The 22888-nt window shown below is 45.2% G+C and carries 27 protein-coding genes and 1 tRNA gene; 23 read left to right on the top strand and 5 right to left on the bottom strand.

Features of this window, described 5'->3' with window-relative positions; genetic code table 11:
* Positions 1-73 precede the first annotated feature (73 nt).
* Positions 74-982: a site-specific tyrosine recombinase XerD gene (gene xerD, locus M2134_RS10925; RefSeq protein WP_280750737.1), complete on the bottom strand. Its 909-nt coding sequence runs from the start codon at positions 980-982 to the stop codon at positions 74-76.
* Positions 983-1069: 87 nt separating this feature from the next.
* Between xerD and aroQ the strand changes: the two genes are divergently transcribed.
* The 5 genes from aroQ to M2134_RS10900 all read left to right on the top strand — a co-directional run bounded on the left by aroQ (position 1070) and on the right by M2134_RS10900 (position 5405).
* On the top strand, positions 1070-1492 hold the full coding sequence (aroQ, locus tag M2134_RS10920) for a type II 3-dehydroquinate dehydratase (protein WP_280750736.1): 423 nt from the start codon (positions 1070-1072) through the stop codon (positions 1490-1492).
* A 245-nt stretch (positions 1493-1737) separates the two neighbouring features.
* Positions 1738-3213, top strand: a complete 1476-nt coding sequence (pyk, locus tag M2134_RS10915; RefSeq protein WP_280750819.1) for a pyruvate kinase — start codon at positions 1738-1740, stop codon at positions 3211-3213.
* Positions 3214-3840: an O-methyltransferase gene (locus M2134_RS10910; RefSeq protein WP_280750735.1), complete on the top strand. Its 627-nt coding sequence runs from the start codon at positions 3214-3216 to the stop codon at positions 3838-3840.
* An 11-nt stretch (positions 3841-3851) separates the two neighbouring features.
* Positions 3852-4187, top strand: coding sequence for a 30S ribosome-binding factor RbfA (gene rbfA, locus M2134_RS10905; protein WP_280750734.1), 336 nt, complete (start codon positions 3852-3854; stop codon positions 4185-4187).
* 6 nt (positions 4188-4193) lie between these two features.
* Positions 4194-5405, top strand: coding sequence for an FtsX-like permease family protein (locus tag M2134_RS10900; RefSeq protein ID WP_280750733.1), 1212 nt, complete (start codon positions 4194-4196; stop codon positions 5403-5405).
* Between the two features lie 78 nt (positions 5406-5483).
* Here the strand turns inward: M2134_RS10900 and M2134_RS10895 are convergent, their stop codons facing one another.
* The gene (locus tag M2134_RS10895) at positions 5484-6566 is read right to left on the bottom strand and encodes a mannose-1-phosphate guanylyltransferase (protein WP_280750732.1); all 1083 of its coding nucleotides are present in this window, start codon (positions 6564-6566) and stop codon (positions 5484-5486) included.
* A gap of 308 nt (positions 6567-6874) precedes the next feature.
* Here M2134_RS10895 and M2134_RS10890 point away from each other — a divergent pair, with 308 nt between their 5' ends.
* From M2134_RS10890 to M2134_RS10810, 17 genes are all read left to right on the top strand, one after another.
* Positions 6875-8320, top strand: a complete 1446-nt coding sequence (locus tag M2134_RS10890; protein ID WP_280750818.1) for a family 10 glycosylhydrolase — start codon at positions 6875-6877, stop codon at positions 8318-8320.
* A gap of 11 nt (positions 8321-8331) precedes the next feature.
* Positions 8332-9186: an AraC family transcriptional regulator gene (locus tag M2134_RS10885; protein WP_280750731.1), complete on the top strand. Its 855-nt coding sequence runs from the start codon at positions 8332-8334 to the stop codon at positions 9184-9186.
* A 178-nt stretch (positions 9187-9364) separates the two neighbouring features.
* A complete protein-coding gene (locus M2134_RS10880; protein WP_280750730.1) occupies positions 9365-10207 on the top strand; it encodes a DUF5119 domain-containing protein in 843 nt (280 codons plus the stop codon).
* Between the two features lie 74 nt (positions 10208-10281).
* Positions 10282-10704, top strand: a complete 423-nt coding sequence (locus tag M2134_RS10875) for a PH domain-containing protein (RefSeq protein WP_280750729.1) — start codon at positions 10282-10284, stop codon at positions 10702-10704.
* The gene (locus M2134_RS10870; protein WP_280750728.1) at positions 10701-11102 is read left to right on the top strand and encodes a hypothetical protein; all 402 of its coding nucleotides are present in this window, start codon (positions 10701-10703) and stop codon (positions 11100-11102) included. Before M2134_RS10875 ends, M2134_RS10870 begins: the two co-directional genes overlap by 4 nt.
* A 14-nt stretch (positions 11103-11116) precedes the next feature.
* A complete protein-coding gene (locus M2134_RS10865) occupies positions 11117-11845 on the top strand; it encodes a DUF4271 domain-containing protein (protein WP_280750727.1) in 729 nt (242 codons plus the stop codon).
* Positions 11842-12591, top strand: coding sequence for a uroporphyrinogen-III synthase (locus M2134_RS10860; protein WP_280750817.1), 750 nt, complete (start codon positions 11842-11844; stop codon positions 12589-12591). The genes M2134_RS10865 and M2134_RS10860 overlap by 4 nt, the downstream gene beginning before the upstream one ends.
* Positions 12588-12977: a ribonuclease P protein component gene (gene rnpA / locus M2134_RS10855; protein ID WP_280750726.1), complete on the top strand. Its 390-nt coding sequence runs from the start codon at positions 12588-12590 to the stop codon at positions 12975-12977. The genes M2134_RS10860 and rnpA overlap by 4 nt, the downstream gene beginning before the upstream one ends.
* Entirely contained in the window at positions 12974-13195 is a 222-nt protein-coding gene (gene yidD / locus M2134_RS10850; protein WP_280750725.1) for a membrane protein insertion efficiency factor YidD, read from the top strand. Before rnpA ends, yidD begins: the two co-directional genes overlap by 4 nt.
* Positions 13196-13214: 19 nt before the next feature.
* Positions 13215-13853 (top strand): TatD family hydrolase, encoded by a 639-nt coding sequence (locus tag M2134_RS10845; protein WP_280750724.1) that lies wholly within the window; start codon positions 13215-13217, stop codon positions 13851-13853.
* Between the two features lie 244 nt (positions 13854-14097).
* Positions 14098-15549, top strand: a complete 1452-nt coding sequence (locus M2134_RS10840; RefSeq protein ID WP_280750723.1) for a thioredoxin-like domain-containing protein — start codon at positions 14098-14100, stop codon at positions 15547-15549.
* Between the two features lie 273 nt (positions 15550-15822).
* Positions 15823-16851: a BF3164 family lipoprotein gene (locus M2134_RS10835; protein WP_280750722.1), complete on the top strand. Its 1029-nt coding sequence runs from the start codon at positions 15823-15825 to the stop codon at positions 16849-16851.
* A gap of 140 nt (positions 16852-16991) precedes the next feature.
* Positions 16992-18290 (top strand): tyrosine--tRNA ligase, encoded by a 1299-nt coding sequence (gene tyrS, locus M2134_RS10830; RefSeq protein WP_280750721.1) that lies wholly within the window; start codon positions 16992-16994, stop codon positions 18288-18290.
* A 190-nt stretch (positions 18291-18480) separates the two neighbouring features.
* Positions 18481-18564 (top strand) — tRNA-Leu (locus M2134_RS10825).
* Positions 18565-18761: 197 nt separating this feature from the next.
* Entirely contained in the window at positions 18762-19910 is a 1149-nt protein-coding gene (locus M2134_RS10820) for a site-specific integrase (protein ID WP_280750720.1), read from the top strand.
* 4 nt (positions 19911-19914) lie between these two features.
* On the top strand, positions 19915-20427 hold the full coding sequence (locus tag M2134_RS10815) for a hypothetical protein (protein WP_280750719.1): 513 nt from the start codon (positions 19915-19917) through the stop codon (positions 20425-20427).
* Between the two features lie 4 nt (positions 20428-20431).
* Positions 20432-21349, top strand: a complete 918-nt coding sequence (locus M2134_RS10810) for a hypothetical protein (protein ID WP_280750718.1) — start codon at positions 20432-20434, stop codon at positions 21347-21349.
* A 37-nt stretch (positions 21350-21386) separates the two neighbouring features.
* Here the strand turns inward: M2134_RS10810 and M2134_RS10805 are convergent, their stop codons facing one another.
* Entirely contained in the window at positions 21387-21890 is a 504-nt protein-coding gene (locus tag M2134_RS10805) for a hypothetical protein (protein WP_280750717.1), read from the bottom strand.
* Positions 21891-21936: 46 nt separating this feature from the next.
* Complete coding sequence (locus M2134_RS10800) at positions 21937-22215, bottom strand: hypothetical protein (RefSeq protein ID WP_280750716.1); 279 nt, start codon at positions 22213-22215, stop codon at positions 21937-21939.
* Between the two features lie 163 nt (positions 22216-22378).
* On the opposite strand from M2134_RS10800, the gene M2134_RS10795 reads away from it, so the two are divergent.
* Positions 22379-22627 (top strand): helix-turn-helix transcriptional regulator, encoded by a 249-nt coding sequence (locus M2134_RS10795; protein WP_280750715.1) that lies wholly within the window; start codon positions 22379-22381, stop codon positions 22625-22627.
* A 95-nt stretch (positions 22628-22722) separates the two neighbouring features.
* Here M2134_RS10795 and M2134_RS10790 read toward each other — a convergent pair whose 3' ends face one another.
* The gene (locus M2134_RS10790; RefSeq protein ID WP_280750714.1) at positions 22723-22887 is read right to left on the bottom strand and encodes a hypothetical protein; all 165 of its coding nucleotides are present in this window, start codon (positions 22885-22887) and stop codon (positions 22723-22725) included.
* Position 22888: the final 1 nt, after the last annotated feature.

Here is a 22888-nt window from a genome sequence, read left to right as displayed (position 1 = left end):
CTCGCGGGACTAATTTTAAATACCCCTACGTTTTCGGAAAAATAGCCGGGCGATTTTGACAATTTGTCAATTATCATCTTCGGCTGCGGGGGTGGTGTTCGAGGATCTCACGGCGGAGGAATTCGCGGTCGATATGGGTGTAGATTTCAGTGGTTTCTATTTTCTCATGGCCAAGCATCTCCTGGATGGCGCGTAGGTTGGCTCCTCCCTCCAGTAGGTGGGTGGCGAAGGAGTGGCGGAAGGTGTGTGGGCTTACATTTTTACGGATGCCAGCCATCTCTGCCTGCTGCTTGATGATGTGGAAAATCATGATGCGCGACAGGGCTGTTCCCCGGCGGCTCAGGAAGAGAATGTCTTCGTGTCCCTTCTTGGGGGTGATGCCGTGGCGATCGATCAGGTAGTTGCGGATCTCTTTCAACGCGGTCTCCGAAATGGGTACCAGCCGTTGTTTATTACCCTTTCCTTCCACTTTGATGAATCCCTCCTCGAAATAGACATCGGCATAGCGCAGGCCGGTCAGTTCCGAAACACGCAGTCCGCAACTGTAAAGCACCTCCAGCATCGCCCGGTTGCGTTGTCCTTCAGGCAAGGAGAGGTCGATGGTGTCCAACAGGCTGTTGATCTCATTTTCCGTCAATACCTCCGGGATTTTCATGCCCACCTTGGGCGATTCCAATAGTTCCGTCGGATCGTTCTCCAGGTATTCTTCGAGCAATAGGAAATGATAAAAAGAACGTACGCCGGAAAGGATACGCGCTTGCGAACGGGGGTGAATACCTATATCATGCAGGCGCGCGACAAACTGTTGCAGATCGTTGTATTTGATCTCCAACAGCTTCACTTTTTCCTCCCGGGCAAAACCCAATAGCTTCTCCAAATCGGTCATATACGCGTCGACAGAGTTGGGAGAGAGCGATTTCTCGAGCCTGAGGTAGGTGTTGTATTTTTGAATTATCTGATCCTCTTGCGGTAATGTCTTCACCTTGTTTACGATGTGAAATAAAATATGTACCTTTGCCGCACATTTCACGGCGTCTTATCTTGTGTAAAGATACAAAAAAATAAGAATATGAAGAGGTTTCAGATTATCAATGGCCCGAATCTTAATCTGTTGGGCAAACGCGAACCCGATGTCTACGGAAACCAGTCTTTCGATGATTATCTGGCAATATTGCGCAATGCGTATCCTCAATGCGAAATCCATAGTTACCAAAGCAATATAGAGGGCGAATTAATCGATAAAATACAAGAGGTAGGTTTTGATTTCGACGGTATCATCCTGAATGCCGGCGCTTATACGCATACCTCCATTGCGCTGCATGACGCGATCAAATCGGTGCCGGCTCCGGTCATTGAAGTACATATATCTAATGTACATGCGCGGGAGGCTTATCGCCATGTGTCGATGTTGGCTGCTGCCTGCCGGGGGGTGATCCTGGGATTCGGCATGGATTCGTATCGATTGGCGCTGGAAGCGCTGAATGTAAAATGAAGGTGTATTAAAAGCCTAAGAGTAGGTTCAACCCGCTTCGGGGTTGCTTTGGGTGGGGTAGACAACCACCCCGGGTTGACACCCGGGGTTATCCATGTAACAGCCCTTTCGGGCTTTTCTCTAATGGATACTTGAAGGCTTTGATAGCTTTCTTTATATGATAAAAAGAGGTTTAAAATAGGTTTATATTTATTTATTGACAATTGCTGATATCCATTATCAATTGTCCATTATCAATTTGAATAATTATGTTGAAGCATACAAAGATTGTAGCTACCATTTCAGATCAACGTTGTGATGTTGATTTTATAGATTCGCTTTATAAAGCCGGTATGAATGTGGTGCGTTTGAATACGGCGCACATGCAGGCCGAAGGGTTGACGAAAGTGGTGACCAATACGCGCAAAGTGTCGGATCGCATCGGTATCCTGATGGATACCAAAGGACCGGAAGTGAGAACTACCTTCCTGAAAGAACCGATCCCATTGAAGACAGGGGAAACCATTCATATCACCGGCGACCCGGAAGGCGAAACGACCCGCGAATGTATTTGCGTGACCTACCGGAATTTTGTCAATGACATACATGTAGGGGATGATATCCTGATCGACGATGGCGACCTGGAACTGAAGGTGATCGACAAAAAAGAGAACTACCTGGTGTGCGAGGTATTGAATGATGCCGCGCTGAACAGCCGTAAAAGCGTCAATGTGCCGGGCGTACGTATTAATCTCCCTTCGTTGACGGAAAGAGACCGGTTGAATATCCGCTGGGCGATCGAGAACGAATTGGACTTCATTGCCCACTCATTCGTTCGTTCACGCCATGATGTGTTGGAGATACAACATATCTTAGACGAATACAACAGTCCGATCAAGATCATTGCTAAGATAGAGAATCAGGAGGGTGTCGACAATATCGACGAGATCCTGGAGGTGGCATATGGTATTATGATCGCCCGGGGTGACCTGGGTATCGAGGTGGCTGCCGAAAAGATTCCGGGCATCCAGCGCGTATTGATCAAGAAGTGTGTGGAAGCCAAAAAACCGGTGATCGTAGCCACACAGATGCTCCATACGATGATCAACAACCCACGCCCCACCCGCGCGGAGGTGACCGACATCGCCAACGCTATCTACTATCGTACCGATGCCCTGATGCTCAGTGGCGAAACGGCCTATGGTAAGTATCCGCTGGAAGCGGTGCAGACCATGACCAAGGTGGCGCGTGAGGCAGAGAAGACCAAGATGGCAAGCAATGATATCCGCGTGCCTATATCCAGCGACCTGGATGTGACCTCTTTCCTGGCTAAGCAGGCGGTGAAGTCATCCAACAAACTACATGTGAAAGCGATTATCACCGACAGCCATTCCGGTCGTACGGCACGCTATCTGGCAGCCTTCCGTGGCACCTCTACGGTTTTCGCTATCTGTTACAACCCGCAGGTGATGCGTTTCCTCTCCCTCTCTTACGGGGTATGGGCGGTTCATCAGCCCTGGAACGACAGCCGACGCGGGTATTTCTTCGATGCCCTGGAGCAGTTGATCAAGAGTGGACGGATCACACGCAACAATATGGTGGCCTACCTCAGCGGCAGCTTCGGCGAAGGGGGGGGCACCTCTTTCTTGGAGATCAACAACGTGGGCAAGGTATTGGATGCCGGAGGCGCCTATATGCTGCCGACCTTTCAGGAAAACGAGCAAAAGCCGGAGAAGCCCTAAATGACCATCGAGGAGTATATCTTATCGCATAGCGACCCGGAGGGTGAACTGCTTGCCACGCTTAGTCGTGATGCCTGCGTGAACCTACTTCGTCCGCGCATGCTGTCGGGGCATTTGCAGGGGCGGATATTGAAAATGTTCTGCCGCATGCTCTCTCCCAAACGCGTATTGGAGATCGGCACCTACACCGGATATGCCACCCTTTGCCTGGCCGAAGGGTTGGCGGACGACGGGCGGGTCGATACGATCGAGATCAACGATGAGATGGAAGACTTCATTCGCAAATACCTCGATCAATCGCCTCTCAGCGAGAAGATACGCCTGCATATCGGCGATGCCCTGGAGATTATTCCGCAGCTACAGGAAACATACGATTTGGTTTTTATCGACGCGGATAAGCGATTATATACAAATTATTACGATCTTGTATTCCCGTTGATACGTCCGGGTGGCATTATCCTGGCTGACAATACGCTCTGGGACGGCAAAGTGGTCGAAGAAACCGTGGCCTCCGACAAGCAGACGCTGGGCATACTGGCCTTCAACGAGAAGATAAAAAACGACGAACGGGTGGAGAAGGTGATTCTTCCGCTGCGCGACGGACTGACAATCATTTGGAAAAAATAAAATAGAATAGGATGGAAAGTGTACGATTAAACAAAATAGGACGCCTGCTCCAGAAGGAATTGGGCGATATGTTTCAGAAACAAACCCAGGGAGTACCCGGTACGTTGGTATCGGTGAGCGCCGTGCGCGTCAGTCCCGACTTGGGCATTGCCAAGGTTTATCTCAGCATTTTCCCGTCGGACAAGGGCGAGGAGCTGATCCAGGCGATCCGCACCAATACAAAAGCGCTCCGCTTCGAACTGGGCAAACGGGTGGGTAAGCAACTGCGTATCATCCCCGAACTCAGTTTCTTTATCGATGATTCCTTAGACTACATCGAAAACATCGACAAACTCTTGAAAGAGTAAACCGGCTTGAACCTCTCTTTCTATATCGCCCGCCGCTACCTCTTCTCGAAGAAGTCGCATAATGCCATCAATATCATCTCGATGGTATCGGTTTGCGGTGTGTTGATCTCCACGGTGGCCTTGATTTGTGCCCTCTCGGTGTTCAACGGTTTCAACAGCCTGGTGGCGATGATGTTCAGCAGCCTCGATCCGGAACTAAAAATCATGCCCCGTACCGGCAAGGTGTTCGATCCGCAGGCCTCTGAGATAGAGGCTGTCAGGCAACTGCCCGAAATAGAAATCTTCAGTGAGGTCTTACAGGAAAATGCCTTGATCAAATGCGGCGACCGCCAGGTGATAGGCATTGTGAAAGGAGTCGACAGTCACTACGGCCGGCTGACCGATATGGCTCCGGCGTTGGTAGATGGCGAGTTTCGCCTGCGGGAAGATATTGTCAACTATGCCACCTTGGGCATGGGACTGGCGTATACCCTGGGCACGCGGGTCGGTTTCGTTACTCCGTTGGAAATTTATGCCCCGAAGCGAAACGAGCGGATAAACACCTTGATGCCTCAAAACTCATTTGATGTGGAGTATGCCTATACGGGTGCGATCTTCCGTATCAACCAGGCGGTCTACGACGATTCCTATATGATTGTGCCGATCGAACTGGCGCGTACTCTCTACCGCTATGAGAAGGAGGTTTCGTCGATCGAATTGAAGCTGTCGCCGGAAGCCAACGTGCAGGCGGTCAAAAAACAATTATGCCGCATCTTAGGCGACAACTACCTCGTACAGGATCGCCACGAACAGCATGCGGATGCCTTCCGCATGATGCAGGTCGAGAAGATGGTGACCTATCTGATTCTTTGTTTTATTCTGGTGATTGCGCTTTTCAACCTGGTCGGTTCTATTTCGATGCTGATCAATGAGAAGAAAGATGATATCAAAACCCTGCGCAATATGGGAGCCGACAACGCGCTGATCAGGCGTATTTTCCTTTTCGAAGGTTGGCTGATCTCCGGCATCGGAGCCGTAGCGGGTCTTGTGATTGGTCTGATTCTCTGCTGGCTGCAGATTCGTTATGGATTGATTTCGTTAGGGGTGAGCGGTGCCTTTATTATCGACGCCTACCCCATACAGGTGCTTTTCAGCGATGTGTTATTGGTCTTCGTTACCGTTATCACCATTGGCTTCCTGGCCTCTTGGTATCCGGTGAGGAAAATGAAGAATAATTAAATGAGGAATGAAGAATGAAGAATTGAAACTAAGCAGTCTCCAATTCTTCATTCTTCATTCCTCATTCCTCATTCTTCATTAATTGTATTTGTCCCCAAACTTCAGCCGTGCATCGGCTACATATTGTTTGATGCGTTGTTCGTCTTCTTTTCGGCAGATCAATAAGACGTTGCCTGATTCGGCAATAATGTGATCGTCGAGTCCTTGTACGATCACCAGGCGATCTTGGTTCTCAAGCGATACCAGGTTGTTTGTACTGTCGTACATCAAAGCCTTTCCGTTTTTCAGGATCACATTCTCGTGTTCGTCTTTATCGCCCAGTTCGTAGAGCGACCCCCAGGTACCCAAGTCAGCCCAGCCGAAGTCCACACAAAGCATATACACATTGTTGGCCTTCTCCATAATGCCGTAGTCGATCGAGATATTTGGGCTATAGGGATAATGCTCCTGGATGAAGGCACGCTCTTCCGGTGTGTTGAACGCAGCGAGTCCCAGGTCGAAACGCGCCGTTAGGTCGGGAAGGAATTCTTTGAAAGCCTCCAAGATGGTATTCACATTCCACATAAACAAGCCCGAGTTCCAGAAAAACTCGCCGCTTTCGTAGAATATCTTGGCAAGCTCCAGGTTGGGTTTCTCCGTGAAGGTCTTTACTTTCGAGAAGTCGCCTAATTTCTTATCCTCGCTTTGTATGTAACCATATCCCGTCTCCGGACGAGTCGGCTTGATACCCATCGTGACGAGTGCCTGATGGTCGCGCACAAAATCAAGCCCCTTTTGCACATCGCGCAGGAAGATGTCCTCTTTCTGTATGAGGTGGTCGGAAGGTGCCACGACGATATTGGCGTTCGGGTTGCAGGCACGGATATGGTAAGCCGCGTAAGCAATACAAGGAGCCGTGTTCCGACGGTTGGGCTCCAACAGGATCTGCTTGTCGGCCAGTTCGGGCAACTGCTTTTTGATCAGATCGCCGTATTTTTCATTTGTGACGATATAAATATTCTCTGTCGGGATGATTTTGTTAAAACGATCGAAAGTCATTTGTAACAAAGAGCGTCCGGTACCGAAGAAATCAAGAAACTGTTTGGGGTAGCTCTCACGGCTGAAGGGCCAGAAACGGCTTCCGATACCTCCGCCCATGATCACACAATAATTATCTTTCATATGTTGTTATTTTATTTTTGTATTTCGGTTGATTTTCCTCCCTTTTGCAAGAGGGGATAGAAGCACACTATTTACAAACATAACGAAAACTTTTTATTTTTATTCCTTTTACTTCCTACTAAATCCCTGTTTTTAGTGTAAATCCTTTGTTATCTGCTCAAAACCTGTTACTTTTGTTGGTGTTTTTTGAATTTTTCATGGAAAAAGTGCATAGGATATACCCACGATTTTCCCCGGTGCGCCTGGGGCTTTTCTTGCTTTTTCTGACATGGATATCCTGTTCGACACAGCGCGTCGTTTTGCCGGATATGCCGGGCGATGAGCCGGCGAAGCGGGAATTCCGTGGCGCATGGATACAGACGGCACACCAAAGCGAATATGCCTCCATGACGGTGGATGAGCTTAAAAAAGATTTTATACGTAAATTGGATATCCTGCAGGCGTGCGGGATAAACGCGATTATTTTTCAGGTGAGACCTGAAGCCGACGCCTTCTATCGTTCCGAGTTGGAGCCGTGGAGCCGTTTTTACACTGGAGAGCAGGGACGTGCGCCTGAAGGTGATTTTGACGTGATGGAGTTTCTTATTCCGGAGTGTCACCGCCGTAACATGGAGTTCCATGCCTGGCTAAATCCCTACCGGGCATGCACTAATCACACGACCGTTACGTTGGCCGAAAACCATTTGTATCATCGTGAGCCGGAGCGCTTCGTTGTCTACGACAAGCAAATCCTTTTCGATCCGGGTATTCCGGCCAACCGGCAATATATCTGTCGCGTGGTTCGAGATATTGTCTCTCGTTATGATGTAGATGCCATCCATATGGATGATTATTTCTATCCCTATCCGGTGGCGGGGCTTCCTTTTCCTGACGACAGGAGTTTCCAGCGCTACGGATTGACGAAAGGCTATCAGGAAGAAGAACGTGGAGACTGGCGGCGTGAGAATGTAAACTTATTGATCAGCGAATTGAAACGAACAATCTTATTGGCAAAACCTTGGGTAAGATTTGGTATCAGTCCTTTCGGCATATACCGCAACCAAAAGAGTACACAAGATGGCTCGGGTAGCGAAACAAATGGACTGCAAAACTATGATGATCTGTATGCGGATGTGTTGCATTGGGTGCGGCAAGGCTGGATTGATTATAATATGCCCCAGGTGTATTGGGAGATAGGGCATACGGCAGCCGACTATACGACGTTAGTACGTTGGTGGGATAAACAGGCTGGTGATCGCCATCTCTATATCGGGCAAGATGTGGCGCGCACGATGAAAGCCGAGCAACTGACTCAGAAAATGGTGGAAGAGAAATCGCTGTCGCATGTGAAAGGGCATTGTTTCTGGCCGGCCAATGAATTATTGTGGAACAACGGCGGAGTGGCCGATAGTCTGCGGACTCATTACCATACGTACCCGGCATTGATACCTCCTTATAGTCATTTGCATGACCGTGCGCCTCAGGAGGTGAAAAAGCTGAAAGCCGAATGGACACCCGAAGGATATATACTGCATTGGGATGCGCCCCAGCATGCAGCCAATCCGGAAGCCGCCTCCTATTTTGTGGTTTACCGCTTTAAGAAAGGGGAGACTATCAACCTGGATGATCCTTCGCATATGGTGACCATCACAAGAGAAAAACGTTATCAACTACCTTATCATAAGGGAACAGATACCTATATATATGTTGTAACAGCTGTTGATCGCTTTCACAACGAGAGTGTGAAAGGAAAAAGAAAAAAAGTGAAATTATAAGTCGATCCGGAATGCTTGATCAGATTAGATGTACGAAATATACTGACTGTGCCTCTTGTACGTTCTACCAGAAGCACATCTTTAAGTATCGCTCTTACCCCAAAGGCGTGCTTATCCCTCAGGAGCGTGTGTTGCAAAACACGATGTATTTCCTGCTTAAGGGAGAGGTGCGGGTAAATAGCGAAGAGCATCCTGATACGATTTTCCGCGAGGGACAGTTCGTTTTGCAACCGGTTGGCTCACGCGTCGAGTTTCAGATATTGGAATCTACCGAAGCGATTCTCTATCTGTTTGAGCGCCCCCAGAACGTATGTAACGAGCGATATAACAAAAGTATCTCTATGGCGTCGACCGGACATATCGGGGCGGTAGTGATGGATACTTGCCAGCCTTTGCATAATTTCCTCTATGGAATGAAAAGCTTCCTGGATAGTGACCTGCGTTGCTCTGTTTTCTTGCAGGCGAAACAAACGGAGCTGCTGTTTTTGCTCAACTGCTATTATCCCATTAAGGACCTGGCTGCTTTCTATTCGACCATCTATCGCTATAGCAAGAGCTTCCAGTATTTCATCTTGCAGAACTACCAAAACGTCAAAGATGTGGAGGCCTTTGCCCAATTGGGTGGTTATAGCGTGCCTACCTTCCGCCGCCTGTTCAAAGATACTTTCGGCGAACCAGCCTATCAGTGGATGCTGAAACGCAAATGCCAGGACATTCACGTCGACCTGCTCACGACCGATCTTTCTATTTCGGATATCTGCTACAAATACGGTTTCGAATCCCTATCGAACTTCTCTCACTTCTGCCGCTCGAACTTTGGGCAGTCTCCCCGTGCTATTCGTGCGGAACGGGAAGAGAGTGAGTGAACAGACTCCAAATTGTAAATTCTGAAGCCCTGTTTTATTTTTTACAACTTATTGAACAGAATCCTCAATAAGCGAGGGGCAACTTCTGAATACCTTTGCTTCGAGTGAACTAATTTAGTAAAACAGCTTGGGAATGTGCCATAAACGTGCATATACTGGGTGTGTTATTGTGTGTTGTTTGTTAATAAGTCTGTTCTTTTTTAGTTGTAAGAAGAAAGCCGAGACATCTTCTTCCCGTCAGTATGGTACAGCTACTTTTATCATCGACTGGAAACATATAGGAGTTGAATCGATAGAGCAGCATACGCTTTGTTACTGTTTTTATCCGTTGAATAACGGGCCAATGATACAAACGGAGAGTAACACTGGGACATTGAAAATAGCCTTGCCTCCCGGGAAATTTGGGCTTTTAGTATACAATGACAATAACAGATCCATCAAATTAAGGCACCGCAATCAGCTTGATCGTGCGGAGGCTTATTTTGCTGATAAAGAAGAGGATGATGCGCCGCTGTCTTCTCTTTATGGAGCGACTTATCATGACCTGGTTATTGTTGCCGACCAACATAAAACGATCACTTTAACACCTACCTATTTCACGAAACGTGTCTTGTTTGAAATAGAGGTGGATGAGAAGGATAGGGACAAAATCAAGGAATGTAAAGGTCTGTTGTCCGGGGTTGCGCCGGTTTTGCATGTGTCCGACCGGGCGGTAAACCGGGAGAATACCGTAGAGGTGCCTCTTTACTTGCAAAAAAAAGCCGGAAAATTCGAGGGGCAGCTTTTCCTTTGGGATGGTAGCGAAGATGCAAACCGGAAGGTCTCCCATGAATTGATCCTCTCGTTTACTCTTTCCGACGGGCAAACGCTTACTTCCCGCCTGGATATCGGCTCTGCCTTTTTCAATATTACACAGCAGAATATCCGCCTGAAAGCAACGGCTTCTATCGATGCTGAAAGCGCTGAAGCGCAAGTGCTCCTACGATGTGATTCGATCATGCCTGATACGACATGTGACTAATAATTGTATCATTCAACCCTCCGTCCTTTTCAACTATTTTCACTAACTTGCGCCCTCAAATAATAGAAGGTATAATGGATAGAGAATTCCGCTCCAAGGTCGGTGGTATATATCATCTTTTTCTGGTTCTTGTCTGTATAGCCTGTGTGGCTGTGTTTCTGCAATCGAACATTTGGTGGATGATCGGCATGATATTGGTTACGCTTGTCACCATCCATGTGTTTCTGAATACCTGGTATGTCATAACGGCTGACGGAATGTTGATTGCTCATTGTAGCTTTTTCCCGGAGAAGAAGATCTCCATCGCGGATATCCGGACGATCGAACCTACGATTATGCCGGCCTGGAGCTATGCCCTTTCGTTCGACCGCTTGTTGATCGGCACGGAGACCGGCCCCTGGATGATGCTTTCTCCCCGCAACAAAAAAGAGTTTATCAGCGTGTTGAAGAGTTTCAATGCTGAGATAGAAATCAAAAAAGAGAGTTCGTTTATATGAAAGCAGCTTATGGTGTGGTAGAGTCTAAAGGAAGTAAGATCCTAATCGGGGTGGTCGTAGCGACATGGCTCATCCTGGTGGGCTCCCTGTTGTATGATAAGAACTGGGTGGGCGCAAGTTTCCAGCTGATCAATCTGGTGGCTTTGTCGTATCTGTTCTATCAGCGACAGCGCAAGGCGGTGATCGTGACCGATAGTGACAAATTGATCATCGGCTCTTTTCCGATACCCATCAAAGAGATTGTCAACCTCGAAAAGGTGGGTCAGCAGGCTATGCGAGCGCATTATACATTTAGTGGACAGCCCCGCAAAAGTCCCAAGGTGAATATGCGGGAAGAGGATATCGCCTCTTTATTACTTGATCTGCAGCAAATAAATTCCGAAATAACGATTCGCTAAGAAGTTTTTGATTCATGTTTGAAGGATACACAGGCATTCCTGTAGGGCAGGAGCAATGGATGAACGATCTGATATGGGGGATTGTTTTTCTGTTGTTTATATCCTTTTCTTTTATTTTCTATTATTACTCACCCGTATTCCTGCGTACGCTCAAAGACATCGTGCAGGTGAAGCACCGGCAAAGCCTGTTCGAAGTAGGGCAGGGGTCGAAGGGTGATGAGCGGGTGTTTCATGCGTTTATGACCTTCCAGACCCTGCTTCTCTCCACGCTTTTTCTCTTTATATGGTACAAAAAAGCGGAGGGAGCCACGGAGTTTGACAGTGTAAAAACAGCTCTTTATGCAGGGTCTTTATTCCTGTTGTTGCTCCTGTATTATTATTTCAAAAGAGGGATCTATGCCTTGCTCGGATGGACTTTCTTTGAGAAAGAATCGTACCGGCTCTGGCAGGTAGGCTATCAGGCGTCGCTCGATTTGTTGGGGGTGCTTTTCTATATACCTCTATTATGGATACTGTTCATCGACACCGACCCAATCTATCCGTTTGGCCTCTTTTCCGCATTCTATCTACTGAGTCGTTGTGTTATTATTTATAAAACGATCCGAATATTTCAAATTAAAAAGGGTGATTATCTGTTTTTGTTTTTGTACCTTTGCGCCCAAGAAATAGCGCCCTTGTTCCTATTCATAAACGGGGCGGTATTATTGTATAACTTTATCGCGTTGAGTACTCTATGGCGTTGACTATTAAAAAAATGCTGGTCTCACAACCGAAGCCTGCATCCGAAAAATCTCCTTATTTTGATATTGCTCAAAAATATGGGATTGATATCGACTTCCGCCCTTTTATTAAGGTAGAACCTTTAAGTGCGAAAGAATTCAGACAACAAAAGATATCGATTCTGGACTTTTCAGCGATTATTTTTACGGCTCGTACAGCCATTGACCATTTCTTTAACTTGTGCGAGGAGCTGCGGGTGACAGTGCCGGAGACTATGAAGTATTTCTGCACAACAGAGCAGATTGCTGTTTATTTGCAAAAGTATATCGTTTACAGAAAGAGAAAGATTTTCTATGGAGCCGGTAAGCCGGAAGAATTGGTGACCATCGTTGCCAAGCACGCAAAAGAGAAGTATTTAGTTCCTGTTTCCGATGTGCATAAGAACGATTTGTTCGATATGCTGGATGCAAAGAAGATCGATTATACTAAGGCGGTGATGTACCGTACGGTAAGTAATGAATTCTCTAAGGACGAGACATTCGATTACGATATGTTGGTGTTCTTTAGCCCCTCCGGGATCTCTTCTTTGTTGAAGAATTTCCCTGACTTCAAGCAGGAAGACATTAAGATAGGCTGTTTTGGCCCGACAACGGCTAAAGCAGTGAAAGATGCCGGGCTTCGCCTGGATGTGGAAGCCCCCACGCCTGAAGCCCCTTCCATGACAGCCGCTTTGGAACAATATCTGAAGAAGGCTAATGGCAAGAAATGACAACTAAAAGGTATACCTTCACCAAACAAGAACGCCTGTCGTGGAAACGTCACATCGACCTTCTCTTTGCAGAAGGTAGTTCGTTTGTGGCATTTCCACTACGGGTTATTTTTTTATTCCCCGAGGAGCCAATGCCGGTTCCCTCTTCTATCCTGATTAGTGTTTCCAAGAAAAGGTTCAAACGTGCCGTTAAGCGCAACCGTGTCAAGCGGCTTGTGCGCGAGAACTACCGCTTGCAGAAAGAGCCGTTGATCGCTTCGTTGGAGGCGAAAGAGAAATCGCTATTGGTGGCTTTCCTTTTTATCGATCAGGAAGAACCGACATTTCAATCGATCGACAAGGCTATGTCGAAAGCAATCCGTATCTTGCGGGAGAAAATCGGATGAGAAAGTTTTTTACCACCCTACTGCTCCTGCCGGTCTATTTCTATAAGTATTGCATCTCTCCCCTGACACCGGCCTCCTGCAGGTACACACCTACCTGTTCGGAATATGCCGTGCAAGCGCTCAAAAAACATGGTCCCATAAAAGGCCTCTGGCTGGCCGCAAAACGCATCGCCAGCTGTCACCCCTGGGGAGGCAGTGGATATGATCCCGTTCCCTAACCTTCATATGCCACACCAGATGCTTTATTACAATATCCATACCCACCATGTGGCCTCTTCACCCGATGAGATTGTTATCCTCAATAGGATCATCCGTGAAGGAGAGCCGTCAACCGATGCTCCTTTTCGCTCGTATGGCATCCACCCTTGGTATATAGAAGATAAAGACAAACAATTGGAAGAGCTGCGACAGCGCCTCTCGCAACCCGAAACTGTGGCCTTGGGCGAAGCGGGACTCGATAAATTGGCGGCGACCGGCAGGCAGCTTCAACAAGAGGTGTTCTATCAGCAAATCGAATTAAGCGAGGCCTTTCAGAAACCCCTGATCATCCATTGCGTGAAGGCATGGCCGGAACTGCTGGCTGCCCAAAAAGAATTCTCCCCCCATATGCCCTGGATCATCCATGGTTTCCGTGGGAAAAAAAAACTGGCCGAACAACTCATCGCCCATGGCTTCTACCTCTCGTTCGGCAAAGCTTTCCAAGCGGAAGCACTACGCGTCGCCTGGCCTTCACACGCCTTAGCCGAAACCGACGAAAGCCCCATCGGCATCTGCCAAACATACGATCGCATCGCCCAGGCATTATCCCTCCCGCTCGAGCAGGTTTCCGACACCTTAGCCAAAAATAGCCGCACTCTATTCTTATTAGATAAATAGATAGCATTGCGTAAAAAATTGGGCACATACTTCTTTCTCTTTAGGCAGCAAATCTATCATTTGTTTGAAAATCAGCTGACCGACTAATTTTTTCCACTATCTTTACACATGTCGTTTATTTTTGGTGGTACAACAAATCTACGACATTGGGGGTGAATCCGAAAGGAGATAGCCCCTTTACTCAAGAGTTTAGTCGGTTAGTAGTAGTTAAATATGATAAAAATAATCACATAAATAATCTAATATGAAAACAAAAATAGCAATCTTATTATTTGCACCGCTTATATTATCATGTACAAGTATTGTTTCCGATTTTTCGCCGAAGGAAATCATTGTGGCCGGTAAGATTATTAATCCCGAGGAGGATTCACCCAAAGTGGTACGTGTTGATTTTACTGACGTGTTTAATGTTTCTCCATCCAGAGTTCAGATTCTTGATGCCCATAGTTCCTTCAGGATAACTTACCCCTCACCTTATCCCGCTCAATTCCAGTTAGAATACAGCAAATACGTGCCCCTTTATGCCGAACCGGGAGACTCAATATTTGTGACGATTGATGCAAAAAAGATTAAAGGAGAGAATTATACCAGTGCTGTGGTATTTTCGGGTGACAAAGCCAACATAAACAATTCTTTATGGAAGGGTATAGAATATATAGGTTATTCACTTTCACCATTGTATTATGACCAACAGCCTTCCGATAGCCTCTCAGTTACAGAATACAACCAGGTTCTGGAACAAAAACTCACAACTCTCCATGATTCCATATCCAACTTTACACGGAAAAATAATTTTCCACATGAAGTAGAGATCATACTTAAAGGGATAATAAATTATGATATTTCTACTTATTGGTTGCAGAACTATAAAAATTCCGACTATACACCTGAAGCATCTGTACTAAAGCAGGAACTTCTTGAAAACAAAAAGTTGGAAATGTTTAATCCGACAAGTTTTACATATAAGGGGTGGCATAATCATGCGTTTAATTATGCAAATGCACTTTACCACGGATATGTTGCCGAGGACTATAATAATGATGAATGGATGAAAGGATGGGAGAAAGTTCGGAGTGTACTGAAAAAAATGCCTGCCGGAATTAACAGGGATTATATAACAACAATGGTAATAAAAGATTATTTCGATGAGCCGATAGACTCGCTTCCCCAGGCATGGGATTTAATTAACTCATCATTTGTGAAAGATTATATTGCCAGGTTGCAGAGTCAAACAAGACCGGAATTTGATAATATTGATATTCCGGGTATATCTTATTTAAATTCGAACCATATAGTGGAACCTGTACCTGCTAACTTTATTGAAACTATTTCTGCCAGATACAGAGACAAAGTCATATATATAGATGTTTGGGGTACATGGTGCGGTGCATGCAAAGTGTTATTCCCTGCAGCGAAACTTCGTAAAGAGGAAATGCGGGATAAGGATGTCGTATTTGTATACCTATGCGTTACTTCAAAAATGGAACAATGGCTGAAAGATATCGAAATGTTACAGTTAGAAGGTGAACATTATTTTCTTGATGAAGATGCCTCAAAACTTTTTACTGTGAATTATCAGATTGCTTCATATCCCCGATATATGATAATAGGGAAAGATGGAAAGTTAAAAACAAATAATGCGCCACGACCCAGTTGGAAGGCTGAGTTCGAAAAAGAGATAGAATCTTATTTGTAATTCTGTAACTTAAAATTTGAGTCGGTTGTTGTCATAAAAATGCTTGATGGTGCCTCTTTCAACGATATGGAGCCCTTGATAGGTATGCCAGATAAAAAGAATACTAAAATACACTAATTTTGATCAAATAATCGTCACTTCTTTTTTATTATTATAGTTTTGTGGGAGGGAGCAAAACCCTCTTATAATTGTAATGATAAGCATATGAAATACTCATACATCCTTTTCTTTTTTGTGTGCATATCTTGTTCGTATAGCGAACAGGGTTCTTCTTTGGAAAAATTAAAGAAGTTGAATAACACCAAGATCAGCTCTTCTATTCTGGAGTGTGATTCTATGATCTTGAGTGACTATTTGGTTGAGATGATAAACGACAAACTGATCGTTCAAAACTTTAAAACGGATCACGCTTTTACAATTTTTGCTACGAATGGCAATAAGCTGGTTAAAGAGAACGACTTGATACGGATAGGAAATGGTCCTTATGAAATGGTCTATCCTTCCTGTTTTGTGGATAAAGCCACACTGGATATTTATTTTTATGACGCTAAAGACAACAGTGTGGATTATTATAAAATAAACGCAGAATCAAGTAACCTGTATCAAAAAGAAAACTGGACAAAGTTTAAAAGCTCTTCTTTTAATGATTATTTCTTAGGAACCAATGGAGGTTTTGCAACGATGGGTGATAGCGCTTATGTTATAGTGGGAGGCCCTTTAGATAAAACCAATATGCTTTCCGTAGTGCATAAGGAAAAAGATATAATTATAGACACAAACGCTTCTTTTCCAGAAGATAACTGTTATGCGGAGATTATTACTAAAAGAGTAATATACAATAATGGTGGGATAAGGAATAGGGGGATAGGAAATCAATATCTATACTACGGTTGGTCGGGCAATTATGCTGAAATATTTTCCTTCAAAAACGTACATGAAGTATCTCGAACATCGGTAGTAAATGACTTTACAATCTATACAACCTCTGACGATGGAATGAATCCAAAAGGAAGTATTGAAAATTTAAGAGGATTAAAAGCCTACACAACGAATAAGTACATCTATCTCATGCCTTACCCCCTGAGAAATAAGGATTTTATCGATAAGAATGATTACAAGGGGTATCCCAATTATTATAATGAAGATATTTTTGTTTTTGATTGGGAGGGTAACTTTGTCAAATCATACACATTAGACAAGTTGATAAACACATTTGTCATAAGCGAAGATGATTCATCCCTTTTCGGTATTACAGCAGATGAAAACGGCGAGTTTCAGATTTTGAAATGTAATCTCGATTAGCAAATGTAGAAGCGATTGCAACACTAAAAAAATGAGTAACGCTCACTCTCTAACTCCCTTTCTAACAAACTACTTTGCGTTGTTAGTTTTAAGTCGTACCTTTGACGCCATTCTTTTAGTAAAAAATAATATTTAATTCGATGAATTTTGTAGAAGAACTTAGATGGAGGGGCATGATCCATGATATGATGCCCGGAACGGAAGAACAGTTACAGAAAGAGATGACTTCAGCTTATGTCGGTATCGACCCGACAGCCGATTCGTTGCATATCGGCCACTTGGTGAGCGTGATGATGCTTCGGCATTTTCAGCGGGCTGGCCATCGTCCGATCGCTTTGATCGGTGGGGCTACCGGTATGATTGGCGACCCTTCGATGAAGTCGGCGGAACGTAACCTGTTAGACGAAGCAACACTCCGTCACAATCAGGAGAGTATCCGGAAACAGTTGGCGAAGTTTCTTGACTTCGATTCGGACGCGCCTAACGCGGCCAAGTTGGTAAACAACTACGACTGGATGAAAGATTATTCTTTCCTTGGCTTTATTCGTGATATCGGTAAGCACTTGACCGTGAATTACATGATGGCCAAAGATTCTGTGAAGAAACGCCTGAGCGGCGAGTCAAACACCGGGTTGTCTTTTACCGAATTCTCTTATCAACTTCTGCAAGGATACGATTATCTTTTCCTCTATCAGAATGAAGGCGTGCGCCTGCAAATGGGAGGTTCCGACCAATGGGGTAACATCACGACCGGAACGGAACTGATCCGCCGTAAGCTTGGCTCCGAAGCGGAGGCTTTCGCCTTGGTTTGTCCGTTGATTACCAAAGCCGACGGAGGTAAATTCGGAAAAACGGAAACAGGCAATGTCTGGCTCGATCGCCGTTACACCTCTCCTTATAAATTCTATCAGTTCTGGCTGAATGTAAGCGATGCGGACGCGGCTAAATACATCCGTATCTTCACGGCTCTTTCGCGCGAAGAGATTGAAGCGCTTGAAGCCGAACAGGCAGAAGCGCCTCACATGCGTGCTTTGCAAAAGCGTTTGGCCAAGGAGATAACTGTGATGGTTCACTCCGAAGAGGATTACGAAATGGCGGTAGAAGCCTCCAATATCCTGTTTGGCAACTCCACATCAGAGACATTGAAAAAATTGGATGAAGACACCCTGTTGGCTGTTTTCGAAGGGGTGCCTCAGTTCGAAGTATCGCTCGACGAAGTAAACGCAGGCATCAAAGCCGTAGATCTTCTTACAGAGAAGGCGGCTGTGTTCCCCTCTAAAGGGGAGATGCGTAAGTTGGTGCAAAGCGGCGGTGTAAGCCTGAACAAAGAAAAGCTGGCGGAAACCGATGTGGTGATCAACGCCTCTTCCTTGTTGAATGGCAAATACCTGTTGGTGCAACGAGGCAAAAAGAATTACTTCCTGTTGATTGCCAAATAAGATAAACACATCTATACACGACATCTAAAACGCCGTGAATTTGCTTTACAAGTAATTCACGGCGTTTTTGCATCCCAATTATATGCGTTATCCCTGATAAAAAAACGCCTAAAGTTTGGCAGATAAAAAAATATGCATACCTTTGCAACGCTTTTGGAAGAAATTCTCTAAGCAAACATGTTGGAAACATGCCCAGATGGCGGAATTGGTAGACGCGCTGGTCTCAAACACCAGTGGGGTAATTCCCATGCCGGTTCGATCCCGGCTCTGGGTACTTGGGTATGAAAAGACAGGAAAACAAAAGAAAGAAAAGCGGTTAAAAATCAACGATTTACGCTAAAATCACTTTCTTTTGTTTTCTTGTCTTTTCTCTTTTTTTGCTCTATTTTGTTACTATTTTGTTACTCGTTACTTGTTTGTTACTCGCAAACAAATTATATTTGCCGTAAGTCAAACATAAATATACACGGCATGAGAAAATCAACGAAGAAGAATAATGTAACGCTCCGGGAGAAAATTCTATCTAACGGTAACATTAGCCTATATCTTGATATATATAGGGACGGGCAGCGAAAATATGAGTTTCTGAAACTTTACCTCAACAAAAAAGCCCGGACACCCTTAGAGCGAGAACAAAACCACAAAACCCGGCTACTTGCTGAGGAGATCCGAACGAAAAGAGAAACCGAGTTAAACTCGAGTGCCTTCGACCTCAACACGGAAGCGAAACGAAACACGGACTTTATTACATATTTCGAGGTGTATAACTCTAAATACACTAAAAAAGATATTCGGATGATGACCGGTGCCTTGCAACGGTTCAAAGACTTCCTCGCTGAGGAATACGGGAATACTTACGACAAAGGTATAAAAGCGCATCAACTGAACAAAGATATGATGCTCGCCTTTGTCGAGTATCTGCAAAGCCGTAGCAAAGGAGAAGGCGCAAGCAACTACTACCAGCGTTTCAAAAAGGTAGTGAAACACGCCGTCGATAACGACATACTACAAAAAAACCCCTGCGCCGGCGTTGTCTGTAAAGCTGATACCAACGTGCTGCGAAAAGACGTGCTAAGCATCGAGGAGATGAAAACCCTAATTGCAACCACCTACCAAGGACAGAACCAAGAGATACGCCGGGCGTTTATATTCTGCCTGTACACCGGCATACGTCACTGTGACGTGGCAGGGCTTACCTACGGAGATGTAGACTATTCCAATCGGCTGTTGAGGTTTGAACAGGACAAAACCAAAGGGCACAGCGCAAGCAGCTGGGTAGTGATCCCCTTAAATGACGGGCTTATATCATTGATCGGGCAACCACCGGTCACGGCTAAAGGCGAAGCGATAAAAGATGCGTTAATATTCGACCTGCCCAGCCACACGATGTGCCTAAAAGCTCTTAGGCGCTGGACAGCAAGAGCGGGGATAGATAAGCATATAACCTGGCATTGCGCCCGGCATTCGTTCGCCGTCAATATTCTCAACAATGGAGCCAATATAAAGACCGTAGCGAGTCTTTTGGGTCATTCCGGGCTAAAGCATACAGAGAAGTATACCCGAGCTGTAGACAGCCTAAAAGAAGCCGCTATAAACAGTTTACCCGAATTGAAATTGTGATGCTATGATAGTACTAAAAAAAGAGAAGAACATTATTTGCCATGAATATGGACATTATTTGGTTGCTTGCTTAATTGGTAAGCGTGAAATAGTTGAAAGGATTGAGTTTTGGAGTGATTTAAGCGGTTTTTATGGCACTAACGTAATGAACACAATTAAGGTAGATATAAACTGTATGGAGGTAAAGCAAATAAAGCTATCAAAAAAAGAAGAAGTTTTGATGCTCTATGGCGGTTGTGTTGCTTGTGAGGTAATGGGATTGAGGGGAAAAAGAATAGGAGGAACCGACAGACAAAAAATACTATCACTTACAAGAAACGCCAAAGAAAGAGCTAACATAAGAGGAATAGCATTTGAATTGCTTGAACCTTACAAATCACTTTTGGAAGCGATGACTAACAAAACATACAATTATCTTATTGCAGAGGATGACGATGTTGCATACATAACGAATGAAATATTAGAAGTTTGGGGATTTGCAGCAAATATAAACAGTTTGCCCGAATTAAAGCTATAGCCATATGATCGACACCAATAAAAAAGCATTCCAAGCGTTTGTCGAGCAGGTAAAACCCCAGCGGTTTGATGAGTTCGACGAGAACTATCATAAGACGGTGGAGAAACTTCGACAAAAGGCTGAATCTGACGCACAGGGTAACGATCTCCCAAAGGATCGGTCACGCCTGCCCCTGCCGGTAACAAAAATTATATTTCCCGACGGGCTATGCACTGCGGAGTCATTCAGTAGGTTGTCGGAGCTGGCGAAGACGGAAGCGCAGTACTTGGAGAACCACCTGCTACTTATGGACGATGATAAACGACAGCGGTACTGCGAGGCGGTGCTGGAGGATCTTATCTCTTTAGCGCTTGACCTACACGCTCACGTGAAAAAGGTGGGTATAACAGAGAATGAAAAACGACGCTTATTCAACCTTGTTATAGGTGAGGCGTTACTCCCGGTCATTCTTCTTATGGAGCGACAGAATATACCCCTGTCTGCAGAATGTTACGCTGACTGGAAGAAAAGAGGAATAGTAAAACTCGTGCCCTTGATGGAGATGATACCAAAGACAGACAAGGCCGAACCTGCTACGCCGAAAAAAAGAAGAAAGGTTGCACCCACTACGTCAGAGAAAGGAAGGCCTGTAGTACCCTTTAGAGAGTGCGTTTACGATGATAACGAACCACTTATAACGGAGCTGCATAGGCTACTGAAAGGTAAGAAGGGAAAAGATGTAGCGTTAGTGATTCAAGCCTGTATAGCTGAGGGGCTTATAACCCGGCCGACTTACACCGCTGTACGTGATGAGTTCGGCGATATCGGCAACAAATCCGGGTACAATAGCTATTTAGGTGCTCCCGACTCATTTACGAAGGTTGAAAGGGATACGGTAAGGGGTTTACTTAGGCCATTTAAAACAAATCACCCCCGAACCTAAAAACGATCCGGGGGCATCCTGTCAAACTTCTGTAGCTTCACTTTTTCTGCATAGCTAAAAAGAATTTTTGGAGCACTCTGATATAATAAAGCTGACCCTTTACTGATTCCTCGTCGATCTCATCCCATGACAGAGACAATATAAGGAGATCCAAGACGTGTCCCATGATCTCCGCCCACTCCTCTGCGCTGCATTGCGTGAATAGCTCCTGCAAGGGCTGAGGCAGTGTGCGGATCTCTTTTCTCTCCTCCTTCGGTTGCACTGTATGAAGTCTGCCTAATTCAGTTCTCAGTATTTGCAGCTCTTTTTGCATCCCTTCGACACGTACGGCCTGGGAATAGTGAGACCTGGCCACCTTGTAAAACTGCTCGATAACATCATGTAATACGTTGTAGGGGTTCGGATCGTTCAGGAGATTCAACTCAGGTGTATCACAATCACGCCCGTAGTTACCTTTTATCCATTCGCTGGCCGATACTCTCTTTTCAATGTTGAATTTTTGCAGATCTTCAAACGTGTACTCTTTTTTTTCAGTTTCCATATTATTGTTGTTTATTGCCCTCTTACCGCTTCGGGCGTTGCGTTTATTATATGAACGAAAATTTACCTCTCAGGTCACGGGTGAAAACGGGTTCAGGTATCCCCTTCTCACGGTTTTCTCTACGGATCCGATCGCCTAATGTCTCGGGGCGTGCTTCGGGGTGTTCCCAGTAATATTCTTCTAACAGGGCTTTTTGGGTCTCCTTCTCAACCCACCAAGCTCTTGACAGACACTCGCCGAAGTTCTTAGAATAATTTCCACGACGGTAGATCTTCCATGCCCGGATCATTACGGCTCTCTTGCTTATTTTTGATATTGTTGTCATGATTATATCGTTTATCAGTATTATTATACCACAAATATACTGTATAAAAGTATATCCACAAAATAATTTATATCGAAAAAGAGCATATTTAACGTTATTTTATATTTTAGTACGATATATTGCGGTATATTTGCATATCGAATAACATTATAAATACATCAAAATGGAACTACGGATAAAAGAAATTCTGAAGAAGAAGGGTGCAACCGCCGTTTGGCTTGCTGGTGAAATAGGGATCACGCAGCCCAATATGAGCAACATTGTATCAGGCAAAAGCAAGCCCTCACTTGACACGTTGGAGAATATCGCAACGGCCTTAAATGTACCAATAGCCGAACTATTCGAGCAAACGGCGCAGGACGTTATTAGCTGCCCACATTGCGGCGGAAAAATCAAAATCGTAAAAGAGTAACCCCTCATCAAAAAGTCGCTTAAATCGAACGAAAAACCTCTATGCGTAAACCGTTTTTTTTCGGCCGACATAGAGGTTTTGTTGTTGAGGTGATATCAATACCAGCGCCAATGCCGCCCCATTACGTCTTGCATCTCCCGGAGCAACTGCATAACTTGGTAGTGATCCTCATCGTCTTGATATCTTAGCGCTTCTTCTGTTAGATCATATACTTCGCTAAGCGTTTTCTCCGCTGGTGAAACTTCATTTTCTTCGTACATA

The sequence above is a fragment of the Parabacteroides sp. PM6-13 genome (assembly GCF_029892605.1).
In the GTDB taxonomy this organism is placed as follows: Bacteria; Bacteroidota; Bacteroidia; order Bacteroidales; family Tannerellaceae; genus QVMG01.
The sequence above is the reverse complement of the archived record's forward strand: the minus strand, read 5'-3'. Positions and strand labels throughout refer to the sequence as shown.

Excerpts from the sequence above, each read along its gene's own strand:
- M2134_RS10845 (WP_280750724.1), top strand. The coding sequence starts at position 13,215 with ATGCTTTATTACAATATCCATACCCACCATGTGGCCTCTTCACCCGAT.
- M2134_RS10815 (WP_280750719.1), top strand. The coding sequence starts at position 19,915 with ATGATAGTACTAAAAAAAGAGAAGAACATTATTTGCCATGAATATGGA.
- M2134_RS10800 (WP_280750716.1), bottom strand. The coding sequence starts at position 22,215 with ATGACAACAATATCAAAAATAAGCAAGAGAGCCGTAATGATCCGGGCA.
- M2134_RS10790 (WP_280750714.1), bottom strand. The coding sequence starts at position 22,887 with ATGTACGAAGAAAATGAAGTTTCACCAGCGGAGAAAACGCTTAGCGAA.
- M2134_RS10870 (WP_280750728.1), top strand. The coding sequence starts at position 10,701 with ATGAAAGCAGCTTATGGTGTGGTAGAGTCTAAAGGAAGTAAGATCCTA.
- M2134_RS10895 (WP_280750732.1), bottom strand. The coding sequence starts at position 6,566 with ATGAAAGATAATTATTGTGTGATCATGGGCGGAGGTATCGGAAGCCGT.
- M2134_RS10795 (WP_280750715.1), top strand. The coding sequence starts at position 22,379 with ATGGAACTACGGATAAAAGAAATTCTGAAGAAGAAGGGTGCAACCGCC.
- M2134_RS10910 (WP_280750735.1), top strand. The coding sequence starts at position 3,214 with ATGACCATCGAGGAGTATATCTTATCGCATAGCGACCCGGAGGGTGAA.
- rnpA (WP_280750726.1), top strand. The coding sequence starts at position 12,588 with ATGACAACTAAAAGGTATACCTTCACCAAACAAGAACGCCTGTCGTGG.
- rbfA (WP_280750734.1), top strand. The coding sequence starts at position 3,852 with ATGGAAAGTGTACGATTAAACAAAATAGGACGCCTGCTCCAGAAGGAA.
- tyrS (WP_280750721.1), top strand. The coding sequence starts at position 16,992 with ATGAATTTTGTAGAAGAACTTAGATGGAGGGGCATGATCCATGATATG.
- aroQ (WP_280750736.1), top strand. The coding sequence starts at position 1,070 with ATGAAGAGGTTTCAGATTATCAATGGCCCGAATCTTAATCTGTTGGGC.
- yidD (WP_280750725.1), top strand. The coding sequence starts at position 12,974 with ATGAGAAAGTTTTTTACCACCCTACTGCTCCTGCCGGTCTATTTCTAT.
- M2134_RS10810 (WP_280750718.1), top strand. The coding sequence starts at position 20,432 with ATGATCGACACCAATAAAAAAGCATTCCAAGCGTTTGTCGAGCAGGTA.
- M2134_RS10890 (WP_280750818.1), top strand. The coding sequence starts at position 6,875 with ATGCCGGGCGATGAGCCGGCGAAGCGGGAATTCCGTGGCGCATGGATA.
- M2134_RS10865 (WP_280750727.1), top strand. The coding sequence starts at position 11,117 with ATGTTTGAAGGATACACAGGCATTCCTGTAGGGCAGGAGCAATGGATG.
- M2134_RS10875 (WP_280750729.1), top strand. The coding sequence starts at position 10,282 with ATGGATAGAGAATTCCGCTCCAAGGTCGGTGGTATATATCATCTTTTT.
- M2134_RS10885 (WP_280750731.1), top strand. The coding sequence starts at position 8,332 with ATGCTTGATCAGATTAGATGTACGAAATATACTGACTGTGCCTCTTGT.
- M2134_RS10840 (WP_280750723.1), top strand. The coding sequence starts at position 14,098 with ATGAAAACAAAAATAGCAATCTTATTATTTGCACCGCTTATATTATCA.
- M2134_RS10805 (WP_280750717.1), bottom strand. The coding sequence starts at position 21,890 with ATGGAAACTGAAAAAAAAGAGTACACGTTTGAAGATCTGCAAAAATTC.
- M2134_RS10820 (WP_280750720.1), top strand. The coding sequence starts at position 18,762 with ATGAGAAAATCAACGAAGAAGAATAATGTAACGCTCCGGGAGAAAATT.